This is a genomic window from Lentzea sp. NBRC 105346 (assembly GCF_030269605.1).
Classification (GTDB): domain Bacteria; phylum Actinomycetota; class Actinomycetes; order Mycobacteriales; family Pseudonocardiaceae; genus Lentzea.
This window is the reverse complement of the sequence record NZ_BSTQ01000002.1, coordinates 762,099-783,586: the sequence shown is the minus strand read 5'-3', so window position 1 is coordinate 783,586 and position 21,488 is coordinate 762,099. Positions and strand designations below refer to the sequence as shown.

Genomic DNA, 21,488 nt, shown 5'->3' with positions numbered 1-21,488 from the left:
TTCCGCGCTCGGACAAGAACATGTGGCTCGACTCGACACTCTTTCACCGGAGACGCTTTGATATCGCCGGTTCCGGGTCTACGCTGAGGTCACGTCGTCCCGCCTGGACCCCGCGGTTGCCCTGGTCTCGTGAGGAGATGTCAGTGAGCACCGTAAGCGACACCGCATGAACGCGGCTTGAAGTAACTCCACGTGGACGCACAACGGCATCTCGACACCATCGAGGCGGTCAACAAGATCGCCGAGCTCGACGGCGAACGGGCGGGTGTGCGCCATGTCTGTCTTGCCTGCGGGATAAGGACGAACGCCATCGGCGTGGCGGTCTATCTACTCGCCAGTGGCGGTGCCGCTCACCCGCTCGAGACGACCGGCCAGGTCGGCCAGGAGATCGCCGAGCTACAGCTCACGGTCGGGGAAGGGCCCCTGCGGGATGCGCTCCGGCACAACCAGCCGGTGCTCGTGCCGCATCTCGACGACTCCGCGAGCGCTGAACGCTGGCCCGTCTTCACCCCGGCCGCGATGGCGGCAGGCGTGGCCGCGGTGTTCGCGATCCCGTTGACCCTGGGGGCGATCTCGCTCGGCGTGCTGGAGATCTGCCGGGACACCGGCTGTGCGCTGGCACCGGACGAGCTCACCGACGTGTTGCTGTACGCGGATGTGGCGATCACGCTGATGCTGGACCAGCCAGGTATCGAGCCGGAGCAACGCTGGGGCTTGGTGAACCAGGCCGCGGGCATGGTGTCGGTGCAGCTGGGCACCGACATCGGTGAGGCGTTCATCCGGTTGCGCGCGCACTCCTACCTCACCGGTCGCCGCCTCTCCGAGGTGGCGACCGACGTGGTCGCGCGCGGACTGAGGTTCACCCCGAACGAGAAGTGGCGCTGATCCGGGCCAGCCGGGCCGGGTTGCTCCAGCGCACTTCGGACACCCACCCGAGCCGCTCGAAGATCCAGATGACTCTGGCCGAGATGTCGATCTGACCGCGCAGCACACCGTGCCGGGCGCAGGTGCGGTCGGCGTGATGCGAGTTGTGCCAGGACTCGCCCATCGACAGGATCGCCAGCGGCCAGAAGTTCGCGGCCTTGTCGCGCGAGACGAACGGCCGGTCGCCGATCATGTGGCAGATCGAGTTGATCGACCATGTCACGTGGTGCAGGAACGACACCCGCACCAGGCCCGCCCAGAAGAAGGCGGTGAGAGCGCCCCACCACGACCACGAGATCAGGCCACCCAGAGCTGTGGGCAACCCGATGCTGACGGCGATCCACAACGGGAACAGCCGGTCGATCACCCGGATGTCGCGATCGGCCAGCAGGTCGGGGGCGAACCGTTCCTCGTTGGTGCTGACCCGTTCGAACAGCCACCCCATGTGGGCGTGCCAGAAGCCCTTGGCCAACGCCAGCGGACCGGTGCCGAACAGCCACGGCGAGTGCGGGTCGCCCTGGCGATCGGAGAAGGCGTGGTGTCGCCGGTGGTCGGCGACCCACCCGATCACCGGGCCCTGTGCGGCCAGGCCGCCGGCCACCGCCAACGCGATGCGCATGGCGCGTTTCGCCTTGAACGCACGATGGGTGAAGTACCGGTGGTAACCGACCGTCACGCCGAGGCAGGCCACCACGTAGAAGACGGCGGCCAGGATCAGATCGGTCCAGCCCAGCCCCCAGCCCCAGGCGATCGGCACCGCCGCGACCAGCGCGGCGAACGGGATCAGCACGAAGACCTTGACCAGGACCTGGTCGCGTATCGACCGGCCGGGAACGATCAGCGGCTTCGGCTCGGCGCCAGGGATCGTCGTGGTGGCAGGACTGTAATCGAGACGTGCCATGGAATGATCCCTCGCTCGGCTGCAGTCAGCCGGGGTCCAGGGCACGTGCCTCGAACACTACGCCGTTCGCGTCACTCTGGGAACCGGCGTCAGAGCACGCGAACCGAGTTGGCCTGCGGGCCCTTCTGGCCCGCACCGACCTCGAACTCGACCCGCAGGCCGTCGGCGAGTCCCTTGAAGTCGTAGTCCTGGATCTGCGAGTGGTGCACGAACAGGTCCGCTCCACCGTCCTGTGGGGCGATGAAGCCGTACCCCTTGGCACCGCTGAACCACTTGACGATTCCCTGCGTCACTGGGCGCTCCTCCTGCTGGGGGCCGGATGCGTACGGCGCAGCCGGGTCTGAACAGTCCACAGTGGATCACCGTCTCCGTGCGTGCTCAGGTTCGGCGAGACCGAGCATGCGCAACAGCTCGTGGCAGTCGAGTGAGTCCCGCGAGTGGCCCGCCACCGTGAGGGCGGCTCGGGACCGCGTGACGGCTTCGGCCCGGTCGGCCGCGGCTCGCGCCTCCGCGAAACCGCTGGGACTTGCGACTGACGATGTGAACAGACCATCCGGTGGCAAACGGGTGCCCCCGTCCCCGGCCAATGATGAATCCTGGCCGGATTGGTCGGGTACCGCGCCGGCCGAATGCCGGCAGCTCGCGTCCCAACGCAGCCGACAGTACTTCATCGGCGCGACTGACGGGCGTGCGGCCCGAAAGTGTCTACTATGGTCTGTTCACGAAATGGTGACGTGTGACACCTCCGGGAACCGATTGAGCGCCTCCCGCGTTGTAGGGGTTGGTCGTCAATCTTGGGTCCGTGGTTCCACACACTTCGGGAACGATGTTGCGGACGTTTTCTCACTTTGCCCTGTCAGGCCGAGCCGGAGAAGTCGTCGTCTGAAAACCGGCCGGGGGTGCCGTGTGTTGCGGCGCCTGTACCAAGGCTCTGACAAGGAGAGAACATGATCCAGGGAACCGTCAAGTGGTTCAACGCCGAGAAGGGCTTCGGCTTCATCGCCCAGGAGGGCGGCCCTGACGTCTTCGTGCACCACTCGGAGATCGACAGCTCGGGCTTCCGCAGCCTGGAGGAGAACCAGCGCGTCGAGTTCGAGGTGAAGCAGGGCCCCAAGGGTCCGCAGGCCGTCGGCGTTCGCGCCGTCTGATCTCCATCCACTCACAGAGCGGGGCCCGTCGGGCCCCGCTCTGCGTGTTCCACCGCTGGTTCAGCGGTTCGAGTTCGGAAACCTGCCGCCGCGGCTACCCAGAGCGACGAGTTCGGTGTACTGGTCCTGCCACGACCGCTCCGTGGCGAGCAGGTCGGCCAGCCGCTGCACCCAGCCCACGTCGAGCGGCGGGTCCGCGGCATCCAGGTGCTGCCTGGTCTCATCGCGGGCCTTGAGCCACTCGGCCAGCGTGGTTTCGAGGACTGGTCCTTCCGCGTCTTGCGGCATACTCAGACCGTACCGCGTGGCGTTACCAGCCGCCCTCGAAGAGGGCCAGGAGAGCGGGCGCCGAGTGCGCCGCGGTGATCGTGTTCGCCACGACGACAACGATCAGGGCCGCCGAGAGCAACGTCGTGAGCACACCGAAGCCCCACACGCGCCTCTTCCACGACCACACGCTCAGGCCGGCGAAGACGACCGCCACGACCCCGGCGATGACGGCCATCGCCCAGTGATACCGGGCGAAGTCGTCGACCAACACGTCCAGGACGGGCGTGTGGTCGCCCGCGGCCAGTCGCCGCCTGACCTCGTTGAGCGTGTCGGCGAGCTCCGGGCCGGCGCCCTGAAGCATCGGCAACAACGAGGACAGGGGCGCGACCATCCCCTGGACGTTGGCCATCAACGCCGCCAACGACAACAGCCCGAGCAGCGTGACGAGAACGACGGCCACGCGAGACGTGACTTGCCGGAGCAGAACGCCGAGCACGATCACCAGCAGCGCCGCGATGACGGCCTTGACCACGTGGTAGCGGAACCAGTAGTCGACGACGCCGTCCAAGCCCGCACCGGAACTCCAGTATCCGACGAACCCCTTGCGGAAGACCTCAGCCAGGTTGTCCTGACCGAGGTCGCCCGCCACCATGCCGGGAACGAAGACGAAAGCCACGGCCAGGAGCACCAGTGCGATGGCTGAAGATCGCGATGTCATGCCCGCGACTATTCCGCCTGGGCGGTCGGTGCTTCAGCTGTTGTTCCGGTGATCGGTGAGGAACGCCTCCAGCTGGGCCACGACGAACGCGTGGTCCTCGACCTCCGGCAGACCGGACACCCCGACGGTGCCCACCGGCCCGGTGCCGCGCACGATCACCGGGAACACCCCGCCGTACGCGGCGTACAGGTCGGGGTCCAGCCGGGACCGCTCCTCGAACGTGCTGCCGCGCGCCCGGAATCGCTCGCCGACGTAGAACGAGCTGTGACCGTAGCGGTCCACCACCCGGCTTTTGCGCTCGATCCACGCGTCGTTGTCCGCGGACGTGCCGGGCAGCGCCGCGTGGAAGAGACGTTGCCCGTTGCGGCGCACGGAGATCGTGACAGCCAGGCCCTGAGCCTGGGCGGCGGCCAGCAGGAACTGGCCCAGTGCCAGGGCCGTCGAGTTGGAGAACGACGCGAACTGGAGGCGTTCTTCCTGTTCCGCCAACGTGGCCAGCAGGTTCGACATCAGTACCTCGGCAGGCTCGGGTCGACCCGGTCCGCCCAGGCCAGGATGCCGCCGCCCAGATGCACGGCGTCCGGGTGCCCGTGCTTCTTGACCACGGCCAGTGCCTCGGCCGAGCGGATACCCATGCGGCAGAACAGGACCACCTTGCGATCCTGAGGCAACGACAGCGCCGCGTCGCCTTCGAGGAACTCCTTCTTCGGCATCAGGACTGAGCCCGGCAGGTCGGCGAACGCGTGTTCGTCCGCCTCGCGCACGTCCACCAGCAACAACGGAACCTCGTTGTCCAGCATGACTTTCAGCTCTTCGGCGGAGATCGTCGACTCCCGCGCCGCGTCGGCGGCCGCGGGGGAGAGCAGGCCGAAGAAGGGCTCGGCCGCGGTCAGCTTGCCGGGGCGGACGTGGGGAGTCCGGTCCAAAGGAACCACTGAGGTGTGGGCGCTCATCGCGTCGTAGGTCATCAGCCGGCCCACGAGGGGCTCGCCGGTGCCGGTCAGCAGCTTGATCGTCTCGGTCGCCATCACCGCGGAAAGCCAGCCGCCCAACGCCTTCAGCGCGCCGGCCATGCCGCGGAAGTACGGCGACGGCATCGGCTGCAGGTCGCGGAACGTGGGGCCGTGCTGCTCCCAGAACACGCTGACCCGGCCCTGCGCCGCCTCCATGCCCGCCCACACGAACGGCTTGCCCAGGCGTGCACACGCGTCGTCGACCAGACAGCACATCGCGGGGTCCTCGCCGGCGTAGAGCACGACGTCATAGTCCGAGATGAGCTCGAGCGCGTTGTCCGCGGACAGGCGGCTCTCGTACGCGGTGATGGTCAGCGACGGGTGAACCCCTTGCAGCGTCGAGGTCCACGCCGCGGCGCGCGTGCCGGTGTAGCCCGGCAGTCCGGCGTACTGGTCCCACGGGTGCAGGGGAGAGCCGTCGACGATGCCGAGGCGGCCGACACCCGCGTCGGCCAGGTGGGTCAGGGCCGGGGCGCCGATCTCGTCCGCGCCGACCACCAGCACGCTGCCCGCGCGCAGGCGGCGCTGGCCGGCCGCACCGACCTCCACCAGGATCAGCTGGTGGGCATGAGCGCGCACGTAGTCGTCGCCGAGGTCGTCGGCCGGGCTCACGAGCGGCGGGAAAGGCATTTCACACTCCTTGTCGGACAGGTGTCTCGTGCAGCCAGGAGACGGTGTCGAAGAGGTCCTCTGTGGACAGTTCGCGAAGCATGGCGTCGCGCGCGGTCGCGCGGGCGCCCGCGGGGTGGTAGAGCTCGTCGCCCATCCAGCGCGCGGCGAGCTGCGCGCGGGCGGTGCGGTCGCGGCGTGCGGCCGTGAACGTCTCGAACGCCGGGGCGATCTCGGAACCGCTGCCCAGGAAACCGGCCAGCGCCACCGAGTCCTCCAGGGCCAGGCACGCGCCCTGTGCGGCGTACTGCAGCATCGGGTGGGCCGCGTCGCCGATCAGCACCACGCGGCCGTCGGCCCAGCGCTGGACGGGGTCGCGGTCGCACAGCACCCAGGTCCGCCAGTCGCGGCCCAGCCGGAGCAGTTCACACGCGGTGCGCGCCAGACCGGGGAACCCGTTGAGCACGACGTCCCGGTCGACGGGATCCCCGGACACCGCCACCGAAGCGCCGTCGTTGCGGGTGATCGCCATGTTCAGCTCGCGGCCGCCCGCGATCGGGTAGTGCACGAAGTGCCAGTCCGGACCGGCCCACAGGCACACCGAGTTCCAGCGCAGGTGCGCGGGCACCGAGTCCATCGGCACCACCGATCGGAAGATCGTGTGGCCGGAGACGCGCGGGGCACCGTCGCCGACCAGCTGCCGCCGGATCGCGGAACGGATGCCGTCGGCGCCGATCAGGCCGTCCGCCGTCAGCCGCTCGCCGGAACGCAACATGCACTCCACCAAGGACGCCGTCTGCGTGTAGCTGACGACCTCACTGCCCGAACGCAGCTCGATGCCGGGATGTTCGCGGCACGCCCGCAGCAGTGGCGCGTAGAGGTCCGCCCGATGCACGACCGCGTACGGGTTGCCGAACCGCCGCCGGTACTCCTCGCCCAGCGGCAGCGCGACGAGCGTCGCGCCGGAGAGACCGTCGAACAGGCGCAGCGCGTCCACGTGCACGGCGCTCGCCCGCACCTCGGCACCGACGCCGAGCTGGTCGAGCGCGTGGAAGGCGTTGGGGGCCAACTGGATTCCGGCGCCGAGCTCGGCGAACTCCGCGTTGCGTTCCAGCACCCGCACGGTGTGCCCGTTGCGAGCGATGCCCAACGCCACCGCGAGCCCGCTGATCCCACCGCCGGCTACCACGAACTCGGACACCGGTCCACCTCCAGCAACGACGTCACCAGCTCGCTCAGCACGTCCAGGCCGTGCGGGCTGAGCACCGATTCCATGTGAAACTGCGTGGAGCGGAACCCCGGCCCGTGCAGCCCGTGCACCTCACCGGTCAGCGGATCCCGGCTCACCGCGACCTTCTCCACCACGCCGGGGCACGCCACCTCGTCGCTCGGGCTGTGCAGCGCGAAGGTGTTGTAGAACCCCATTCCGACCCGCCGGCCGAAGAAGTCGATCTCGTGCTGCACGCCCTGGTTCGGGCTCTCGCGGCGCATCGTCTCGAAGCCGAGCAGACCGCCGAGCACCTGGTGGCTCAGGCACACCGCGAGGAACGGCGTGGCGGTGTCGAGCAACGAGCGCATGTGCGCGCGCAGCGCCGCGATCTTCGGATGATCGATAGCACGCGGATCACCGGGACCCGGCCCCATCACGACGAGATCGTGCCCGGCGGGGCACGCGTCGGCATACGAGGCCACCTCGACCTCGAGTCCCAGCGCACGCAGCTGGTGGCCGAGCATCGAGGTGAACGTGTCCTCCGCGTCGACGACCAGCGTCCGCTTGCCCGCGAGCGCGGGCACCACGAGCTCGTCGGGTGCCGGGCGGTCCAGCCAGAACCGCGCCAGGTCGCTGTTGCGCGCGGTCAGTTCGGCGCGCACGTCCGGATGGTCGCCGAACCTGTGCGCGGAGACCGGCCCGCCGGACGGTGTGTCCTCCACGCCGAGAGCGCGCAGCATTCCCCTTGCCTTGGCCCGGGTTTCGGCCACCTCGGACGCGGGATCGGAGTCGCGGACCAGCGTCGCGCCCACCGAGATGGCAAGCCGGTCACCGGTGATCTCGGCCGTGCGCAACAGGATCGCGGAGTCGAGCGACCGCCCGCCGTTGACGTCGTGGCTGATCAGTGCGGCGACCCCGCTGTAGTACCCGCGGCCGTGCGGCTCGTACTCGCGGATCACCCGGCAGGCGCTCTCCACCGGGCTGCCCGTCACGGTGGGCGCGAACATCGTCTCGCGCAGGATGTCCCGGACGTCCATGGTGGTCCGGCCCTCGATGAGGTACTCGGTGTGCGCGAGGGTGGCCATCTCCTTGAGGAACGGCCCCACCGCGCGGCCGCCCCGCTCGGTGATGCGGCCCATCATCTTCAGTTCCTCGTCGAGCACCATGTAGAGCTCGCCGGTTTCCTTGGCGTCACGCAGGAACGCCATCAGGTCGCTGAGCTTCGGGCCCTCCGCCGCATAGCGGAACGTGCCGCTGATCGGGTTCATCAGCGCGGTCGAGTCGAACAGGCTGACGTGCCGCTCCGGCGTAGCGCCGACGAACGTCCGCTCGCCGGTGTGCACGACGAACGTCCAGTAGGCGCCGCGTTCCCCGGCCAGCAGCCGGCTGAACAGCCCGGCCGCGGTGCGCGGGGTGAAGGCGGTGACGTCGGCGGTGAACGCGCGCTTGATCACGAAGTTCGCACCGGCGCCGTGGCCGATCTCGGCCGCCAGCACGCGGTCGACGATCTCCGCGTACTCCTCGTCGGCGGGCTCGAAACCGCCGCCGGACAACGTGATCGGCGTGGCCGGGATGATCCGCTGTGCGTCGGCCACGGAACAGGTCATCTGCTCGCGCACGGTCAGCCCGAGCAGCGGCGCGCCGTCGTCGTGGCACTCGAACCCGCGTTCGCCGATCTGCCGGTAGGGGACCAGCGCGAACAGCTCGTGCCGCGGCTGCCCGGCCACCGGCTCGGGCAGCGGCAGGTCGGCCAGCGTGGCGTACTCGGCCACGTCGCCGGTCAGCAGCTCGACCCGGTCACCGACCGCCTCCGGCCGGTGCAGCAGCACGAACGGGCCCGGTTCGGCGTACAGGACACGGGCCAGCAGCGAGGTGAACTCCGCGGTCATGTCGCCACCATCCGGTCCACAGAGGACAGGATCGCGCTCGTGGTCAGCACGACCGCACACCGGGCGGCGGCGTAGTCCAGTGCCAGGCGGTGGTACTCCGGCGTGAAGTCCGCGGTCGCGTCCGCCACGAAGAACGTCTCGATGTCGTTGGTGAACGCGTCGACCGCCGTCATCAGGCAGCCGACGTGCGCGTAGACCCCGCAGATGATCAGCTGGTCACGGCCGAGGGTGCGCAGGTAGTCGAGCAGCCCGTTGTTGAAGAACGCGCTGTAGCGCCACTTCGTGAACAGCGCGCTGTCCGCGTCCGGCGCCAGCTCGTCGATCACCTCGCGGTCCTCCGGCGTGGTGGTCATGCCCGGACCCCAGATGTCCTTGAGCAGTCCGCGCTGCTCCGGGGTCATGCCGCCGGGCTGCGCGGTGTAGGCGACCGGGATGCCGAGCGCACGGGCGCGGTCCACCAGCGCCGCGCAGTTCGCGACCAGCTCGCGTGCCTGGACGGGCGCGAACGGGCGCACGAAGTAGCGCTGCATGTCGTGCACGAGCAGCACGGCCCGGCCGGGGTCGGGTGCCCAGGCCGGCGTGCTCGCCGGCAGGTCGTCCTGCAGCGGCATCGGATAGGGCGTGATGGGGGGAATGCCCACGGTCGTGTCCTCTCGTGCGGTGCTCATCGGCCGAGCGCCGCGCCACCGTCGACGTACAGGTCGTGCATGGTGATGTGGGAAGCGTTGTCGGACAACAGGAACAGCACGGCGTTCGCGATGTCGGCCGGGGTCGCGAACTTGCCGAGCGGGATGCCGACCCGGTACTCGGGCAGCGACCCGCGCAGCGAGCTCGCCGGACCGGTCTCGTCGTGCCACAGCTGGTGCAGCATGGGAGTGTCCGTGGATCCGGGGGCGACCACGTTGCAGCGGATGCCGTGTTCGGCGAGCTCCAGCCCGAGGTTCTTGGTGAACGCCGTCGCGGCCGCCTTGGACGCGCCGTACGCGGCCATGTGCATCCGCGGCACGCTCGCCGCGTTGGACGCCACGGTGACGATCGCGCCTGAACGGCGCGGCACCATCCTGCGTGCTACCGCGGTCGAGAAGTGGAAGACGCCGTCGACGTTGACGGAGAACGTCTTCGCCCAGTCCTCGGCGGTCAGCGACAGCGCCTTCGCGGCACGCAGCACGCCCGCGCCGTTGACCAGGAAAGAGATCGGTCCGAGCGTCTGCTCCACTTGGTCCACAATGGACTCAACCGCCTCGGCGGACGCGACGTCGGCGGCGAAGCCGGTGACCGAGCCGGCCTTGCGCTCCAGCGCCCGCAGCGGCTCGTCGTGCACGTCGACCGCGGCCACGGTCGCGCCGCTCTCGGCCAGGGCGAGCGTCAGTGCCTCGCCGATGCCCCCGGCCGCACCGGTCACGATGCCGATCTTGCCGGAGAAGTCGTTGGCTGCCAAGGAAATCCTCCAGGAATCTGTCAGGCCCACCAGGTGGACACGACTTCGACCGCCTGACGCAGGTCGAGTCGAGGGTCGCACAAGGTCAGGTAGGGATCTCCTGGTTGATCACCGGAGCGCCACACGCATTCGGCCACGGCGCTCGGTGTCGCCTCGAGGTGCACCCCACCGGCGACGGCACCCTCGGCGAGCATCGAGTCCTGGAATCCCGCCAGTTCCCGCACCAGCGTCTCAACAGCCCTCGTCTTGCGGCCGGACACGGCACGCACGGTGTTGCCGTGCATGGGATCGCACAGCCAGACCACCGGATGCCCCGCCTCGCGAACCGCGCGCACCAGCTGCGGCAGCACCCGGCTCACCGCGTCCGCGCCGAGGCGCGCGATCAACGTCAGCCTGCCGGGCTCACGGTCCGGGTCGAGCAGCTCGCACAACCGCACCAGCTCGTCCGGCGTCATCGAGGGCCCGACCTTGCACGCCACCGGGTTCACCACGGACGCGAGCAGCCGCACGTGCGCGCCGTCGAGCGCGCGGGTCCGTTCGCCGACCCACGGGAAGTGCGTCGAGGCCAGCAGCAGTTCCCCGGCCGGGGTCCGGCGCAGCAACGGCACCTCGTAGTCCAGGAGCAGCGCTTCGTGGCTCGTCCACACCGGTTCCGTGCGGCCGAGCTCGGCCAGCCCGTTCAGCACCGAGGCCGACAGGTGGTAGCCGGCCATGAGGCGCAACGGATCCGGCATGCGCTCACCCGGCACGGGCTCCGGCCCGTTCACCATCGGCCCGCGGTAGGAAGGCAGCTCCAGATCGCCGACGCGCTCGGTCGCCTCCGTCCGCGGCTTCGCGAACTGCCCGGCGAGCCGGCCGATCCGCAGCACGGGCCTACCAGTGTTCGCATGCAACACACCCGCGAGTGCGTCGAGCATCACAGCCTTGCGTCGCACGTCTTCCGCGCCGCACTCGGCGGGATCCTCGGCGCAGTCGCCCGCTTGGACGACGCGCATGCGCCCGGCTGCGACCTCACCGATCTGCCTGCGCAGCAACGCGACCGCGTCGTGGTCCACCAGACCTGGCAGGCCGGCCAGATCCGCCCTGATCTGATGACGTAACCAGCTGTTGCTCCACTGTGGCTGTTGCGCCGCGGGAAGCGTGAACCAGCCGTCGATGGCGGGCTGTTCCGCCACAAGATCGGACATCGAGACCCGCCTCCCAAATGGTTTTTCCACCCACACGACCGATCTGACTTTCCCAGAGCCGAGCGCATCCGGGTAGATCCGGAACGTGGCCACCGGCGGTCGTGGCCACCGGCGGACACGCCTTTCGCAGGTCAGGAGAACTATGTTGGGGGAGAACAAAGAATGGGGACTCACATGCGCACCGACGTGCTGATCACCGGCGCGGGCACCGTTGGCCTGTGCACCGCGTTGATGCTGGCCAGGCAGGGTGTTTCGGCGCTGGCCATCGACCGCGCCGCCGCCCCGCCCGTGCACCCGCGGGCCATGGGCATCGGTCCGCGCACAGTGGAGTTGTTGCGGGAACTTGAAATAGTCGATGTCGTCGACGCCGCCTGCATGGACATGACTGGCAGCAACCTGCAGATGTTCTCGGCGCCCACACTGGCCGAGGCCGATTTGGACGCGCTGGCCGCGGCCGCTCCGCCGCGCACCGCGGAGTTCGACCAATTGACACCGCGGGCTTTGCGCGGCACGTGCCCGCAACACGAGCTCGACACCGCGCTGCTGGCCGCGGGCGCTCCGGCCGAGTTCGGCGCGGAACTGTTGTCCTACCAACAGGATGACGCCGGAGTGACCGCGATGTTACGAGACGGACGCGAGGTGCGGGCACGGTACCTCGTCGGTGCGGACGGCGCCCGCAGCACGGTACGCGCGGCGGCCGGAATCGGCACGACCGGGCCGGGCGCTTTGGGACAGCCGCTGGTGAGCGTGTTGTTCCACGCCGATCTGAGCGATCTCACCGGCGGTCACACCTTCATCGTCTGCGACATCACCACTCCTGAGGCTCCCGGCGGACTGCTCCCGGTGGACGGCCACTTCAAGTGGATCTACCACTTTCGTTACGACCCGGCCGCCGATAGCTTCGAGGACTTCACGACGCAGCGCATCGAGGAGCGTATCCGTGCTGCCACAGGGAAGTCTCAATTGGAGTTGGAGATCGTCAGCGTGTTGCCGTGGCAGGCACGCGGTGCGGTGGCGACCGCGTTCCGGTCCGGGCGGGTGTTCCTGGCCGGCGACGCGGCGCATGTCATTCCACCGGTCGGCGCGTTCGGCATGAACACCGGTGTCGCGGACGGACACAACCTGGCATGGAAACTGGCGGCGGTGCTTGACGGAAGCGCCGGACCTGGCTTGCTGGACACCTATGAAGCGGAACGCCGTCCGGTCGCGTTGACCGCGATGGAGCAGGCGATGGCCCGGCTGGCCGATCCGAGCCTGCACTGGGCACGCGGGCCGGAGGGGGCCGAACGGCGGGCCGCGGCCGGTGTCCTCAACGCCCCGGTGGTGCACTTGGGTTATCGCTACGACTCCGGCGCGGTTATCGGTCCGGAGCCGGTGCTTCCGTCCACAGAGGATGTGGAGCTGGACCTCGACGGCGCGCCCGGTTCGCGGTTGCCGCACGCGTGGCTCGCCGATGGCCGGTCGACGCTGGATCTCGTGCGGGGTCGGTTCACGGTGCTGGCCGGGCCTGATGGTGAGCAGTGGCTTAAAGAACTGCCCGAGGTGGACGGCCACGTGATCGAGGATCGGGCTTGGCTGCGCCGGGCCGGGATCGGGGAATCCGGCGCATTGCTGGTGCGGCCGGACGGGTTCGTAGGCTGGCGTGCGACCCAGGCGGGCGAGCCGGGGGCGCTCACTGAGGCCTACCGGCGGATTCTGCACAGGTCGTGAGTGGTTTCCGTTGCTGTGGCGACGGAAACCACTCACGACCCGCCTCAGCTCATCCAGGTGGCCATGAAGTTGTCCTGCCTGGAGATGTCCATCATCTCCAGGCGGACACCCAGGCTCGGCACCGGGTGATAGCTGTACAGCCGGCCGTACGCGCAGCCGCTGAAGTCGGCCGGAAACCCTTCCTCCGTCAGGCGTTGCGCGCTTTCCTCAACCGAGTCGGCCCAGTAGCCGATGTGGTCGCAGCGCGCGCCGAGCGTCGAGTCCCACGGACTGCCCGCCGGCCCCTCGATCAGCTCGAACGCGGGGAACCCGGAGCGGGAGAAAGCCATCCGGTACTGCCACGGCCCCAGCTCGTCGTCCTTCACCGCACCCCACTCGACCCCGACGGTCCGGGTGAGGTCGGCCATCGCCGCCTCGATGTCCGGGACGACGAAACAGATGTGGTAGAACGGGTTCACGCCAGCTTCTCCACTACGCTCAGCACCTCGGCGGGCGATGGCATGGCCGCGATCTCCTGCGAGATGTCGACGGAACGTTGCGCGTAGGACGGCGTGGTCAGCAACTCCTCGCACGCCGCCGCGATCGCGTCCGGGGTGTCCTCGCCCTCACGCAGCATCTTCGCCGCGCCATAGGCGGCCAGTCGCTCCGAAGGGCCGATCAGCTTGGGCATGTTGGGGATCAGCAGCTGCGGCACCGCACAGGCCATGCCGGTCAACGCCGTCCCGCCGCCCGCGTGGTGCACCAGCAGGTCGCAGCTGGGGGTGACGACGTCCAGCGGCAGCCATCCGGCCCGCACGCCGAGCCGCTCGGTCAGCTGCGCCGACACCCGGTCCGGCGCCGCGACCACGATCTCGGCGTCCAGCGGCTTCACCTTGTCCACCAGGTTCACCAGGTAGTCGAAGAAGTTGTCGATCGCGACCTTGGTGCCCGCCGTGACGAGGATGCGCCGGTCGTTGGCCTTGGTGTACATCCACGGTTCCAGCGTCTGCTGCATGTTGCACGGGATGTACCGCATCGGCTGAGCCGCGGGCGCGTCCGGCGGCCGCACGCTCGGCGGGCAGATGTCGATCCACAGGTCGGCGGCCGGGATTCCGGACAGCCCGAGGTTTTCCAGCTCGGGCCGCATCTCCTGCTCCGCGGCGACGTCGACCACGGGCGGCTCGCCGGAGTCCCAGGAGTGCCGCACGTACGGCACGCCCAGCCGGGCGGCCAGCACCGGCGCGGCGAACACCAGGAAGCCGCCCACCACGACGTCCGGGCGCCACGCCTGGGCCAGCTCGAACAGTCCGGGCAGCTGCCCGGCGGCGAGCCGGCCGAACCCGTGGCCGATGTAGTGCATGTGCTCCAACGGGTCCGTGGGCTCCTGGATCGGCGCGCCGGAGCGGTCGGTGGTGATGTAGGTCCGGATCGGCGTCGGCGACACGGACACGCCGGGCAGGCCCGCGCCCGCCACCGCGGGCATCGTCTCCTCGGTGGAGGCGACGAACACCTGGTGGCCGGCGTTGCGGGCCGCCGTCGCCAGCGGGGTCAGTGGGAACACCGTTGCCGGGCTGCCACCGGTCACGAAGAGAATCCGCATGCAAACCTCTCAGGTAGTCGCAACGTCACGACCAATGTTGCGGGTCACGCCACTGGCGCGGGAACAGGATTGCGGGCCCAGCGGCGCATCGCGGGCTGTTCGACCCAGCGGTGCAGCGCGAACGCCAGGCCGACGCTCAACGCCAGCGCGACCAGCACGGCCGCTATGCCCGGCAACAGGGAAAGTTGCGTATCGAAGCCGACCGTGGCCCGCACCAGGACGAGCACGATCTCGTGGATCAGGTAGAACGCGAACGAAGCCTCACCCAGCCGGCGCCACACGGGCCCGCCCAGCGTCGAAGCACCCTGTCGCTCGGCGGTGGCCAGCGCCGCGATCAGCAACGCCAGCGGCACCACGGTCACCACATCGACGGTGAACACCATCGGCGTGAACAGGCCGATGGTGTACCCGGCCACCGCGAGCAGCGCGGCGGGCCGCACCCCGAGCCCGATCCACTTGCCGGACAGGACGATCCGGGCCATCAGGATGCCCAGGAAGAAGTCCAGCAGCCGGGCGGGCGGGAAGATGTAGACGAGCCACATCGGATAGATCGACTGTCCATCCAGGACGGTTCCGGGCAGCTCGAACCGCGGCTCGGCGGGCAGCAGCAGCGAACCCAGCACCGGCAGCAGCACGATCAACGCAACCACGCCACCCGCCCACCACCACAGCCGCTTGATCCGTCCCGACAAGGCCAGCAGCGCCGGGAACAGCAGGTAGAACACGAGCTCGCACGACAACGACCAGCTGGGGCCGTTGACGCTGAGGAACGTGGCGGGGTCCGGCACCCAGGCCTGCACGAGGAACAGGTTCGCGAGCACCGTCGGCAGCGGGGTGGCCGCCGCGGCGAACAGGGCCATCGCCAGAGCGAACGTGACCACGTGGTTCGGGAAGATCTTCACGAGCCTGCGGCGCAGGAATCCGCCGTAGGTGTCGGCCGGACGCGCCGACCAGGTGAGCACGAAACCGCTGAGCACGAAGAAGAACGAGACACCGACGGTGCCCGCGCTCTTCGTGAGCAGGGTCAGCGGCCCGCTCACGCCGGTCTCCGGCGCGAACAGGCCGAGCGTGGCCACGTGGAAGCAGAACACCAGGAACGCGGCGACGAAGCGCGCCCCGGTCAGCGAGTCCAGCCGTCGGTCCACATTAGACTCCAGTTCTCTGAGGCTTCACGAAGGGCGGCCGATGTAGCGAACGTGACGAAAAGGGACATAGATGTACCTGAACACCACGTTCGCTACCGAGCACCGGGTTCACGAAGCACCCTTGCGCGGGATGAGGAACGCGGGCACCAGCGCGATCACGCTGAAGCCGAGCGTCCACCAGAACGTGTGGCCGTACGCGACCGAGACGTCGCCGCCACCGGCGAGCTCGTGCTGCAGCACCACGGCGAGCAGCGCCGTGCCGAACGAGCCGCCGACGCGCTGCATGATGTTCACGGTCGTGCTGGCCTTCGGGATGGCCGTCTTCTCCAGCCCGATGTAGGCCGCCGCCATGATCGGGATGACCGCGGCGCCGATGCCGATGCCGCGGACGTACAGCGACAGGCCGAGCAGCAGCTCGCTCGTGTCCGCCTGCACCTGCGTGTAGGCGACGGTGCCGAGCAGCGTGATGATCAGGCCCGCGATGATCAACGGTCGCGGGCCGATCTTGTCGGTCTTCTTGCCCACCACCAGCATCGCGGTGAGCGTGCCGAGCCCCTGCGGGGCGAGCAGCAGGCCGGCCGCGAGGGCCCCGTGCCCGCGTACCTGCTGGAAGTACAGCGGCAGCAGGAACATCGGGCCGAAGTAGCAGAAGCCGAAGAAGAACATCACCAGCGTCGGCGCGGTGAACGCCCGGCGGGTGAACAGCCGCAGGTCGAGCAGCGGCGTGATCTTCGTGCGCAGCGCGTACACCACGAACGCCGCCACGAGCACCGCGCCGAGTACCAGTGGCAGCACAACGGTCCGGTGCCCACCGACCTCGGACAACCCGTACACCAGCGCGGCGAGACCAGGGGAGAGCAGCAGCAGGCCGACGAAGTCGAGCCGCTCGCCGCGTTCCGGCGTCGTCGGCGCGATCGCCTTGACCGACATCGCCAGCGCCACCACGCCGACCGGGACGTTGATGAGGAACAGCCACTGCCAGCCGGGCCCGTCGGTGAGCACACCGCCCAGCACCGGGCCGAGGATCGGCGAGAGCTGCGCGGGGATCGCGACCAGCGCCATCACCCGGCCCATCCGCGAGGGACCCGCGGCCTGCGCGAGCAGGGTCTGGCCGAGCGGCATGATCATGCCGCCGCCGAGGCCCTGGACGATCCGGAACACGATGAGGCTCGGCAACGACCAGGCGAGTCCGCACAGCAGCGAGCCACCGGCGAACAGCGCGATGGACACCATCCACAGCGGTTTGACGCCGAAGCGGTGCGACGCCCACCCGGTGAGCGGGATGACGGCGCTCAACGCCAGCAGGTACGCCGTGCTGACCCACTGGACCGCGGCCAGCGAGCTGTGGAACTCGCTGACCAGCGAGTCGAACGCCACCACCACGATGGTTGTGTCGAGCAACGTCGTGAAGCTGCCGAGCAGCACCACGATCGCGATCTTGAGCAGAGCCGGGTCGATCCGGTCGTCCACCGGGGTGGACTTTTCTTCGGCTTGTTGTGCCACTGCCTTACCTTCACGAGAGAAGACGAACCAGGCTCGACCTTGGCAGATCCACCGCTGTGACCGTCAGCGAGGGGGTGGCCACGTCCGGTCATGACCCACTGAGGCCACGTGAGATCACCAGCCGCTGGATCTGGTTGGTGCCCTCGATGATCTGCAGCAGCTTCGCCTCACGCATCCAGCGTTCGACCGGGTGGTCCTGCACGTAGCCGTAGGCGCCGAGCACCTGCACCGCGTCGGTCGTCACCCGCATGGCCGCCTCGGTGGCGAAGAGCTTCGCGCGCGACGCCATCGCGGTCACCTCACCGGCCGGCGCGCCCGCGTCCAACGCCCGCGCGGCCTCCCGCACGAGCGCCCGCGCGGCCGCCACCTGCGTGGACATGTCCGCCAACAGGAAACCGACGCCCTGGAAGTCCGCCACCGGCTGCCCGAACTGCTTGCGGGTCTTCGCGTACCGCACGGCGTGCGCGAGCGCGGCGTCCGCCAGCCCGACGGCACACGCGGCGATGCCGAGCCGGCCGCGGTCGAACAGGCCCATGGCGATCAGAAAGCCCTTGCCGGGCCGGCCGACCAGCCGCGACGCGGGCACGCGCGCGTCGTCGAGCACCACGGTGGCGGTCGGCGAGGACCGCACGCCCATCTTCTTCTCCGGCGCCAGCGACGAGAGTCCCGGCGTCGACGCGTCGGCGAGCAGCAGTGACAACCCGCGCACACCCGGTCCGCCGGTGCGGCAGAACAGGTTGTAGAAGTCCGCCTGACCGGCGTGGCTGGTGAACGACTTCATGCCGTTGACCACGTAGTCGTCGCCGTCGAGCACTGCCGTGCTGCCGATGGCCGAGATGTCCGAGCCGACCTCGGGCTCCGACAGGCAGTTGGCCCCGAGCAGCTCGCCGCCCAGCAACGCGGGCAGCAGCTCCTCGCGCTGTTCCGGAGTGCCGTGTGCGGCTACCCCGTAGCACGACAGGACGTGGATGTTGACCGACTGGGCCACGCACAGCCAGCGCCGCGCCAGGATCTCCAGCACCTCGAGGTACACCTCGTACGGCTGGCCGCCACCACCGTGCTCGACCGGGTACGGCAGGCTGAGCAGCCCGGACTTGCCGAGTAGCCGCAGCAGCTCGCGCGGGAACTCGGCGCGCGCCTCGAAGTCGTCCGCGCGCGGCGCCAGCTCCTCGTCGGCCAGCTCACGGGTCAACGCGAGCAGATCTTGCACCTCGACAGACGTCATGCCCGCCCCCAACCGGCCGCCTCCGGCCAGACCCGCGCCACGCGACGCACCGCGTAGTCCCAGTACGACCGCACGGACAGGTCCGCGTAGATGAAGTCCCGCTTCAACGCCACGTCGGTGTCGGTCGAGTAGTGGTAGGGCTGCCCGCTCTGCTCGGCCAGCAGCTGCAGGCGGCACGCGCGTTCGAGCACCTGCGCGAACACCGCGGCGTGCCGCACGCTCTTGCCGATGACGACTCCGCCGTGGTTGCGCAGCAGCACACCCTCGCCGTTGTCGAGGGCCTTCGCGATCGCCTCGCCGGTCTCCTGGTCCAGCACGGTGTTGCTGGTGTCGGTGAACAGGCCGAGCCGGTCGACGAAGTGCGCGCCCTCGTGCGAGATCGGCCGCACGGGCAGGTCGGTCGCGCCGAACACCAGGGTGTGCGGCGCGTGGCTGTGCACGATGCCGTTGACGTCCGGGCGTGCCCGGTAGATCGCCTGGTGCAGCGGGAGCTCCGGCGGCGCGAGCGGGTCGATCGGCGCGTCGGGGTGCACGGACGCGGCCACGACCTGCTCCGGGGTGGCCTCGTCGAAGCCGCACAACGCGTTCTTGATGAAGAACGTGTCCGAGCCGGGCATCCGGGCCGAGATCTGGCCCTGGTTGAAGTCGTCGTGCCCGTCCAGCGAGAGCATGCGGGCGCCGAACGCGAGCTGCGCCGCGAGGCGGGCCGGAACGGTCGTCATGAGTTCGCCTCCACCAGATCGTCGTAGATCGCGTGTACGGGATAGAGCCCCGGTGCTCGCCCGGCCACCCAGCGGGCGACCGTCACCGCGCCCGCGGCCGCGGCGTCGAGCGAACGGACCTCGTGGCGCACCACCAGTGACTGCTCGGGCCAGCCGAGGTGGATCTCGTGGTCGCTCACCGGAGGTCCGGCGCGCAGCGAGGCGATGTCGGAGGCCTGCTGTCCGGTCCGGGTGTGCCAGCGGTCGGCCAGCGCGACGGCCGTGGCGCTGGGCCGATGGGCCTTCGTCGCCGGATGCCGTTCCAGCACGGACGCTTCCGGCAGGCCGACGCCCAGCTTGCCCAGCAGCTCGGCCAGGTGATCCACGACGCGGGCCTGCAGGTAGTTGCCCACCGCCAGGTTCGTCGCGCGCACGACGGGCACGTCGCGGGCGAGCTCGGTCAGCCGTTCGACGTGGCCGGGCCACAGGTTCGACACGCACTCGACCAGCGGCACGCGCAGCTTGTGGCACAGGTCGATCACCTGGTGGGTGACCTCGGGCGCGGCGCAGTCGACGATCACCTCGGGCCCCTCGCCCCACTCGTGCGGAGAGCGCGAGTCGAGCTGGATCACCTTGGTGTGCGCGGCGATCGCCCGGCCGAGCCGCCCGAAGCCCACAACACCGATCACTGGCTCACGCACAGGTTCTCCGAAACCAGCTCGACGAGGCTGTCGATCGTCTCGAACCGCGCGCTGTCGGAATCCGGGTCGAGGTAGACGCCCAGCTGGTTCTCGACGGCGTCGATCATGCGGATCAGCGACAGCGACGAGTAGCTCACGCCCGGCAGCGAGCCGCCCGCGGCGACGAGGTCCTGCTCGGACAGGTCACCCTCGGCGGACTCGACGACGATGCGGACGATGCGGGCGCGGAGGTCGTCCGGCTGCGACATGGCGGTGCTCTCCTCTTTCATGACGTTGTCTCGAACATCCGGCGCAGCTGCGCCGTCGCGGGTTTTCCGGTGCTGCCACGGGGAATCAGCGGCACGGTCCGCACGAGCGCGGGAACCTGGTGCGGCGCCAGCCTGGTCGCCGCGTACCGGCGGACCTCTGTGGCGTCGGGGGATCCGGCCAGCACCGCGCCCAGCGCGGGCGCGCCGTGCCGGTCCGCCACCTCCAGCACCACGGCGTCCTCGACACCGGGTGCGTCCCGCAGTACCGACGCCACCTCGACGGCGTCGACCTTGCGGCCGCCGACGTTGACCATGTGACTGGTACGTCCGGTCAGCACGAGGCTGCCGCCGTCGAGGTAACCGAGGTCGCCGGTCCGGTAGTGGCCGTCGTCGGTCAACCGGCTCTCCAGCAGGCCGGGCGCGTTGAGATACCGCGTGCCCATGGACTCGCTGCGCACCTCGATCGGCGCCGGTTCACCGGGCGTGCCCGCCCGCAGTGACACCCCTGGCAGCGGCCGGCCGAGACCGGGATCGGTCAGCGGCTCGGTGGCGAACGTCAGGGGACCGGCCTCCGCGGCGCCGTAGTAGTTGTGCACCGGCACGCCGGTCAGCTCGGTGAACGCGGCCTTGACCTCGGGCGACAGCGGCGCGGCCGACGAGATCGCCAGCCGCAGCGCGCCGAGGGACCGCTGCCCGCGGCGCACCAAAGACTCGTACAGCGCCGGAAAACCGACCAGCCTGGTCGCGCCGCACCCGTCGAGCATCCGCGCCACGCGGCCCGCGGTCGGCAGGCCACGGCCGAGATGCAGCTGCGCGCCCACCAGGAACGCCGCCAGCAGCGAGGTGTTGAACGCCAGGCCGTTCGCCAGCGTCGCGAAGCACGCGATCCGGTCGTCGCCGGTCAGTTTCGTGCCGTCGACCCAGTTGACCGCCGCGCGGTGCACGGCGTGACCGGAGAACTCGATGCAGCTCGGCCGGCCCGTCGAGCCCGAGGTGAAGCGGCACACCTCGGTGTCCGCGTGCAGGTCCGGCCGCTGGTGCGGGGTGAACGTGGTGACGTTCTCCTCGTGCAGCAACAGGTCCAGCCCGCAGTCGGCCACGATCGCGTCGAGGTCCTGCGGGCCGGTCGCGCGGTCGATGAGGAACGGCACGCAGCCCGCGTGCAGCAGGGCGAGGTAGCGCACCACGTAGGCGGTGGAGTTGCCCGCGCACAGACCGACCCGTGGCCGCTCGACCGCTGGGATGGGCAGGCGTGCGGACCTGACGGCGTCGGCCAGTTCCCGGTAGGTCAGGGTGGTCTCGCCGTCGGACACCGCGACGCGGTCGCCGTGCCGGCGCAGGAGTTCGTCGAAGAGCGCGCTCAGCATCG

At 69.7% G+C, this 21,488-nt stretch carries 23 protein-coding genes; 3 read left to right on the top strand and 20 right to left on the bottom strand.

What is annotated here, in order from left to right:
- Positions 1-192: 192 nt before the first annotated feature.
- A complete protein-coding gene (locus QSK35_RS07355; RefSeq protein WP_285743521.1) occupies positions 193-885 on the top strand; it encodes an ANTAR domain-containing protein in 693 nt (230 codons plus the stop codon).
- Here QSK35_RS07355 and QSK35_RS07350 read toward each other — a convergent pair.
- Together QSK35_RS07350 and QSK35_RS07345 are read right to left on the bottom strand one after the other, a co-directional pair.
- Positions 860-1,825 (bottom strand): acyl-CoA desaturase, encoded by a 966-nt coding sequence (locus QSK35_RS07350; RefSeq protein WP_285743520.1) that lies wholly within the window; start codon positions 1,823-1,825, stop codon positions 860-862. The two genes, QSK35_RS07355 and QSK35_RS07350, sit on opposite strands and share 26 nt — an antisense overlap.
- 89 nt (positions 1,826-1,914) lie before the next feature.
- On the bottom strand, positions 1,915-2,118 hold the full coding sequence (locus QSK35_RS07345) for a cold-shock protein (RefSeq protein ID WP_285743519.1): 204 nt from the start codon (positions 2,116-2,118) through the stop codon (positions 1,915-1,917).
- 654 nt (positions 2,119-2,772) lie between these two features.
- Here QSK35_RS07345 and QSK35_RS07340 point away from each other — a divergent pair.
- Entirely contained in the window at positions 2,773-2,973 is a 201-nt protein-coding gene (locus QSK35_RS07340; RefSeq protein ID WP_285743518.1) for a cold-shock protein, read from the top strand.
- 60 nt (positions 2,974-3,033) lie between these two features.
- Here the strand turns inward: QSK35_RS07340 and QSK35_RS07335 are convergent, their stop codons facing one another.
- From QSK35_RS07335 to QSK35_RS07295, 9 genes are read right to left on the bottom strand one after another with little or no spacing between them, the layout of a single operon-like run.
- Positions 3,034-3,261, bottom strand: a complete 228-nt coding sequence (locus QSK35_RS07335; RefSeq protein WP_285743516.1) for a hypothetical protein — start codon at positions 3,259-3,261, stop codon at positions 3,034-3,036.
- A 22-nt stretch (positions 3,262-3,283) separates the two neighbouring features.
- A complete protein-coding gene (locus QSK35_RS07330; protein WP_285743514.1) occupies positions 3,284-3,961 on the bottom strand; it encodes a hypothetical protein in 678 nt (225 codons plus the stop codon).
- Between the two features lie 33 nt (positions 3,962-3,994).
- On the bottom strand, positions 3,995-4,471 hold the full coding sequence (locus QSK35_RS07325; protein ID WP_285743512.1) for a heme-degrading domain-containing protein: 477 nt from the start codon (positions 4,469-4,471) through the stop codon (positions 3,995-3,997).
- The gene (locus tag QSK35_RS07320; protein ID WP_285743510.1) at positions 4,471-5,604 is read right to left on the bottom strand and encodes a ThiF family adenylyltransferase; all 1,134 of its coding nucleotides are present in this window, start codon (positions 5,602-5,604) and stop codon (positions 4,471-4,473) included. Before QSK35_RS07320 ends, QSK35_RS07325 begins: the two co-directional genes overlap by 1 nt.
- Position 5,605: 1 nt before the next feature.
- Positions 5,606-6,784, bottom strand: a complete 1,179-nt coding sequence (locus QSK35_RS07315) for an FAD-dependent monooxygenase (protein WP_285743508.1) — start codon at positions 6,782-6,784, stop codon at positions 5,606-5,608.
- Positions 6,766-8,682: an anthranilate synthase family protein gene (locus QSK35_RS07310; RefSeq protein WP_285743506.1), complete on the bottom strand. Its 1,917-nt coding sequence runs from the start codon at positions 8,680-8,682 to the stop codon at positions 6,766-6,768. The genes QSK35_RS07315 and QSK35_RS07310 overlap by 19 nt, the downstream gene beginning before the upstream one ends.
- The gene (locus QSK35_RS07305) at positions 8,679-9,350 is read right to left on the bottom strand and encodes an isochorismatase family protein (RefSeq protein ID WP_285743504.1); all 672 of its coding nucleotides are present in this window, start codon (positions 9,348-9,350) and stop codon (positions 8,679-8,681) included. Before QSK35_RS07305 ends, QSK35_RS07310 begins: the two co-directional genes overlap by 4 nt.
- Positions 9,347-10,120, bottom strand: a complete 774-nt coding sequence (locus tag QSK35_RS07300; protein WP_285743502.1) for a 2,3-dihydro-2,3-dihydroxybenzoate dehydrogenase — start codon at positions 10,118-10,120, stop codon at positions 9,347-9,349. Before QSK35_RS07300 ends, QSK35_RS07305 begins: the two co-directional genes overlap by 4 nt.
- Positions 10,121-10,140: 20 nt before the next feature.
- Entirely contained in the window at positions 10,141-11,307 is a 1,167-nt protein-coding gene (locus tag QSK35_RS07295; RefSeq protein WP_285743500.1) for a 3-deoxy-7-phosphoheptulonate synthase, read from the bottom strand.
- Positions 11,308-11,469: 162 nt separating this feature from the next.
- Between QSK35_RS07295 and QSK35_RS07290 the strand changes: the two genes are divergently transcribed.
- Entirely contained in the window at positions 11,470-13,017 is a 1,548-nt protein-coding gene (locus QSK35_RS07290) for an FAD-dependent monooxygenase (protein ID WP_285743498.1), read from the top strand.
- Between the two features lie 44 nt (positions 13,018-13,061).
- Here QSK35_RS07290 and QSK35_RS07285 read toward each other — a convergent pair whose 3' ends face one another.
- The 9 genes from QSK35_RS07285 to QSK35_RS07245 form a co-directional block, all read right to left on the bottom strand.
- Positions 13,062-13,475, bottom strand: coding sequence for a VOC family protein (locus tag QSK35_RS07285; RefSeq protein WP_285743496.1), 414 nt, complete (start codon positions 13,473-13,475; stop codon positions 13,062-13,064).
- On the bottom strand, positions 13,472-14,596 hold the full coding sequence (locus tag QSK35_RS07280; protein ID WP_285743495.1) for a glycosyltransferase: 1,125 nt from the start codon (positions 14,594-14,596) through the stop codon (positions 13,472-13,474). The genes QSK35_RS07285 and QSK35_RS07280 overlap by 4 nt, the downstream gene beginning before the upstream one ends.
- Positions 14,597-14,640: 44 nt before the next feature.
- Positions 14,641-15,741: an acyltransferase family protein gene (locus QSK35_RS07275; RefSeq protein ID WP_285743494.1), complete on the bottom strand. Its 1,101-nt coding sequence runs from the start codon at positions 15,739-15,741 to the stop codon at positions 14,641-14,643.
- Positions 15,742-15,849: 108 nt separating this feature from the next.
- The gene (locus QSK35_RS07270; RefSeq protein WP_285743492.1) at positions 15,850-17,244 is read right to left on the bottom strand and encodes a DHA2 family efflux MFS transporter permease subunit; all 1,395 of its coding nucleotides are present in this window, start codon (positions 17,242-17,244) and stop codon (positions 15,850-15,852) included.
- Positions 17,245-17,332: 88 nt separating this feature from the next.
- Entirely contained in the window at positions 17,333-18,469 is a 1,137-nt protein-coding gene (locus QSK35_RS07265; RefSeq protein WP_285743490.1) for an acyl-CoA dehydrogenase family protein, read from the bottom strand.
- On the bottom strand, positions 18,466-19,191 hold the full coding sequence (locus QSK35_RS07260; RefSeq protein ID WP_285743488.1) for a class II aldolase/adducin family protein: 726 nt from the start codon (positions 19,189-19,191) through the stop codon (positions 18,466-18,468). Before QSK35_RS07260 ends, QSK35_RS07265 begins: the two co-directional genes overlap by 4 nt.
- Positions 19,188-19,871 carry a dihydrodipicolinate reductase C-terminal domain-containing protein gene (locus tag QSK35_RS07255; protein WP_285743487.1) on the bottom strand — a complete coding sequence of 228 codons (684 nt, stop codon included), beginning with the start codon at positions 19,869-19,871 and terminating at the stop codon, positions 19,188-19,190. Before QSK35_RS07255 ends, QSK35_RS07260 begins: the two co-directional genes overlap by 4 nt.
- On the bottom strand, positions 19,856-20,140 hold the full coding sequence (locus tag QSK35_RS07250) for a hypothetical protein (protein WP_285743485.1): 285 nt from the start codon (positions 20,138-20,140) through the stop codon (positions 19,856-19,858). Before QSK35_RS07250 ends, QSK35_RS07255 begins: the two co-directional genes overlap by 16 nt.
- A complete protein-coding gene (locus QSK35_RS07245) occupies positions 20,137-21,486 on the bottom strand; it encodes a class I adenylate-forming enzyme family protein (RefSeq protein ID WP_285743483.1) in 1,350 nt (449 codons plus the stop codon). The genes QSK35_RS07250 and QSK35_RS07245 overlap by 4 nt, the downstream gene beginning before the upstream one ends.
- Positions 21,487-21,488: the final 2 nt, after the last annotated feature.

What these genes read in the sequence shown, in the direction of transcription:
- QSK35_RS07250 (WP_285743485.1), bottom strand. Translation starts at nt 20,140, where the DNA reads ATGAAAGAGGAGAGCACCGCCATGTCGCAGCCGGACGACCTCCGCGCC.
- QSK35_RS07295 (WP_285743500.1), bottom strand. Translation starts at nt 11,307, where the DNA reads ATGTCCGATCTTGTGGCGGAACAGCCCGCCATCGACGGCTGGTTCACG.
- QSK35_RS07335 (WP_285743516.1), bottom strand. Translation starts at nt 3,261, where the DNA reads ATGCCGCAAGACGCGGAAGGACCAGTCCTCGAAACCACGCTGGCCGAG.
- QSK35_RS07320 (WP_285743510.1), bottom strand. Translation starts at nt 5,604, where the DNA reads ATGCCTTTCCCGCCGCTCGTGAGCCCGGCCGACGACCTCGGCGACGAC.
- QSK35_RS07350 (WP_285743520.1), bottom strand. Translation starts at nt 1,825, where the DNA reads ATGGCACGTCTCGATTACAGTCCTGCCACCACGACGATCCCTGGCGCC.
- QSK35_RS07305 (WP_285743504.1), bottom strand. Translation starts at nt 9,350, where the DNA reads ATGAGCACCGCACGAGAGGACACGACCGTGGGCATTCCCCCCATCACG.
- QSK35_RS07330 (WP_285743514.1), bottom strand. Translation starts at nt 3,961, where the DNA reads ATGACATCGCGATCTTCAGCCATCGCACTGGTGCTCCTGGCCGTGGCT.
- QSK35_RS07265 (WP_285743490.1), bottom strand. Translation starts at nt 18,469, where the DNA reads ATGACGTCTGTCGAGGTGCAAGATCTGCTCGCGTTGACCCGTGAGCTG.
- QSK35_RS07245 (WP_285743483.1), bottom strand. Translation starts at nt 21,486, where the DNA reads ATGCTGAGCGCGCTCTTCGACGAACTCCTGCGCCGGCACGGCGACCGC.
- QSK35_RS07310 (WP_285743506.1), bottom strand. Translation starts at nt 8,682, where the DNA reads ATGACCGCGGAGTTCACCTCGCTGCTGGCCCGTGTCCTGTACGCCGAA.
- QSK35_RS07260 (WP_285743488.1), bottom strand. Translation starts at nt 19,191, where the DNA reads ATGACGACCGTTCCGGCCCGCCTCGCGGCGCAGCTCGCGTTCGGCGCC.
- QSK35_RS07280 (WP_285743495.1), bottom strand. Translation starts at nt 14,596, where the DNA reads ATGCGGATTCTCTTCGTGACCGGTGGCAGCCCGGCAACGGTGTTCCCA.
- QSK35_RS07290 (WP_285743498.1), top strand. Translation starts at nt 11,470, where the DNA reads ATGGGGACTCACATGCGCACCGACGTGCTGATCACCGGCGCGGGCACC.
- QSK35_RS07325 (WP_285743512.1), bottom strand. Translation starts at nt 4,471, where the DNA reads ATGTCGAACCTGCTGGCCACGTTGGCGGAACAGGAAGAACGCCTCCAG.
- QSK35_RS07340 (WP_285743518.1), top strand. Translation starts at nt 2,773, where the DNA reads ATGATCCAGGGAACCGTCAAGTGGTTCAACGCCGAGAAGGGCTTCGGC.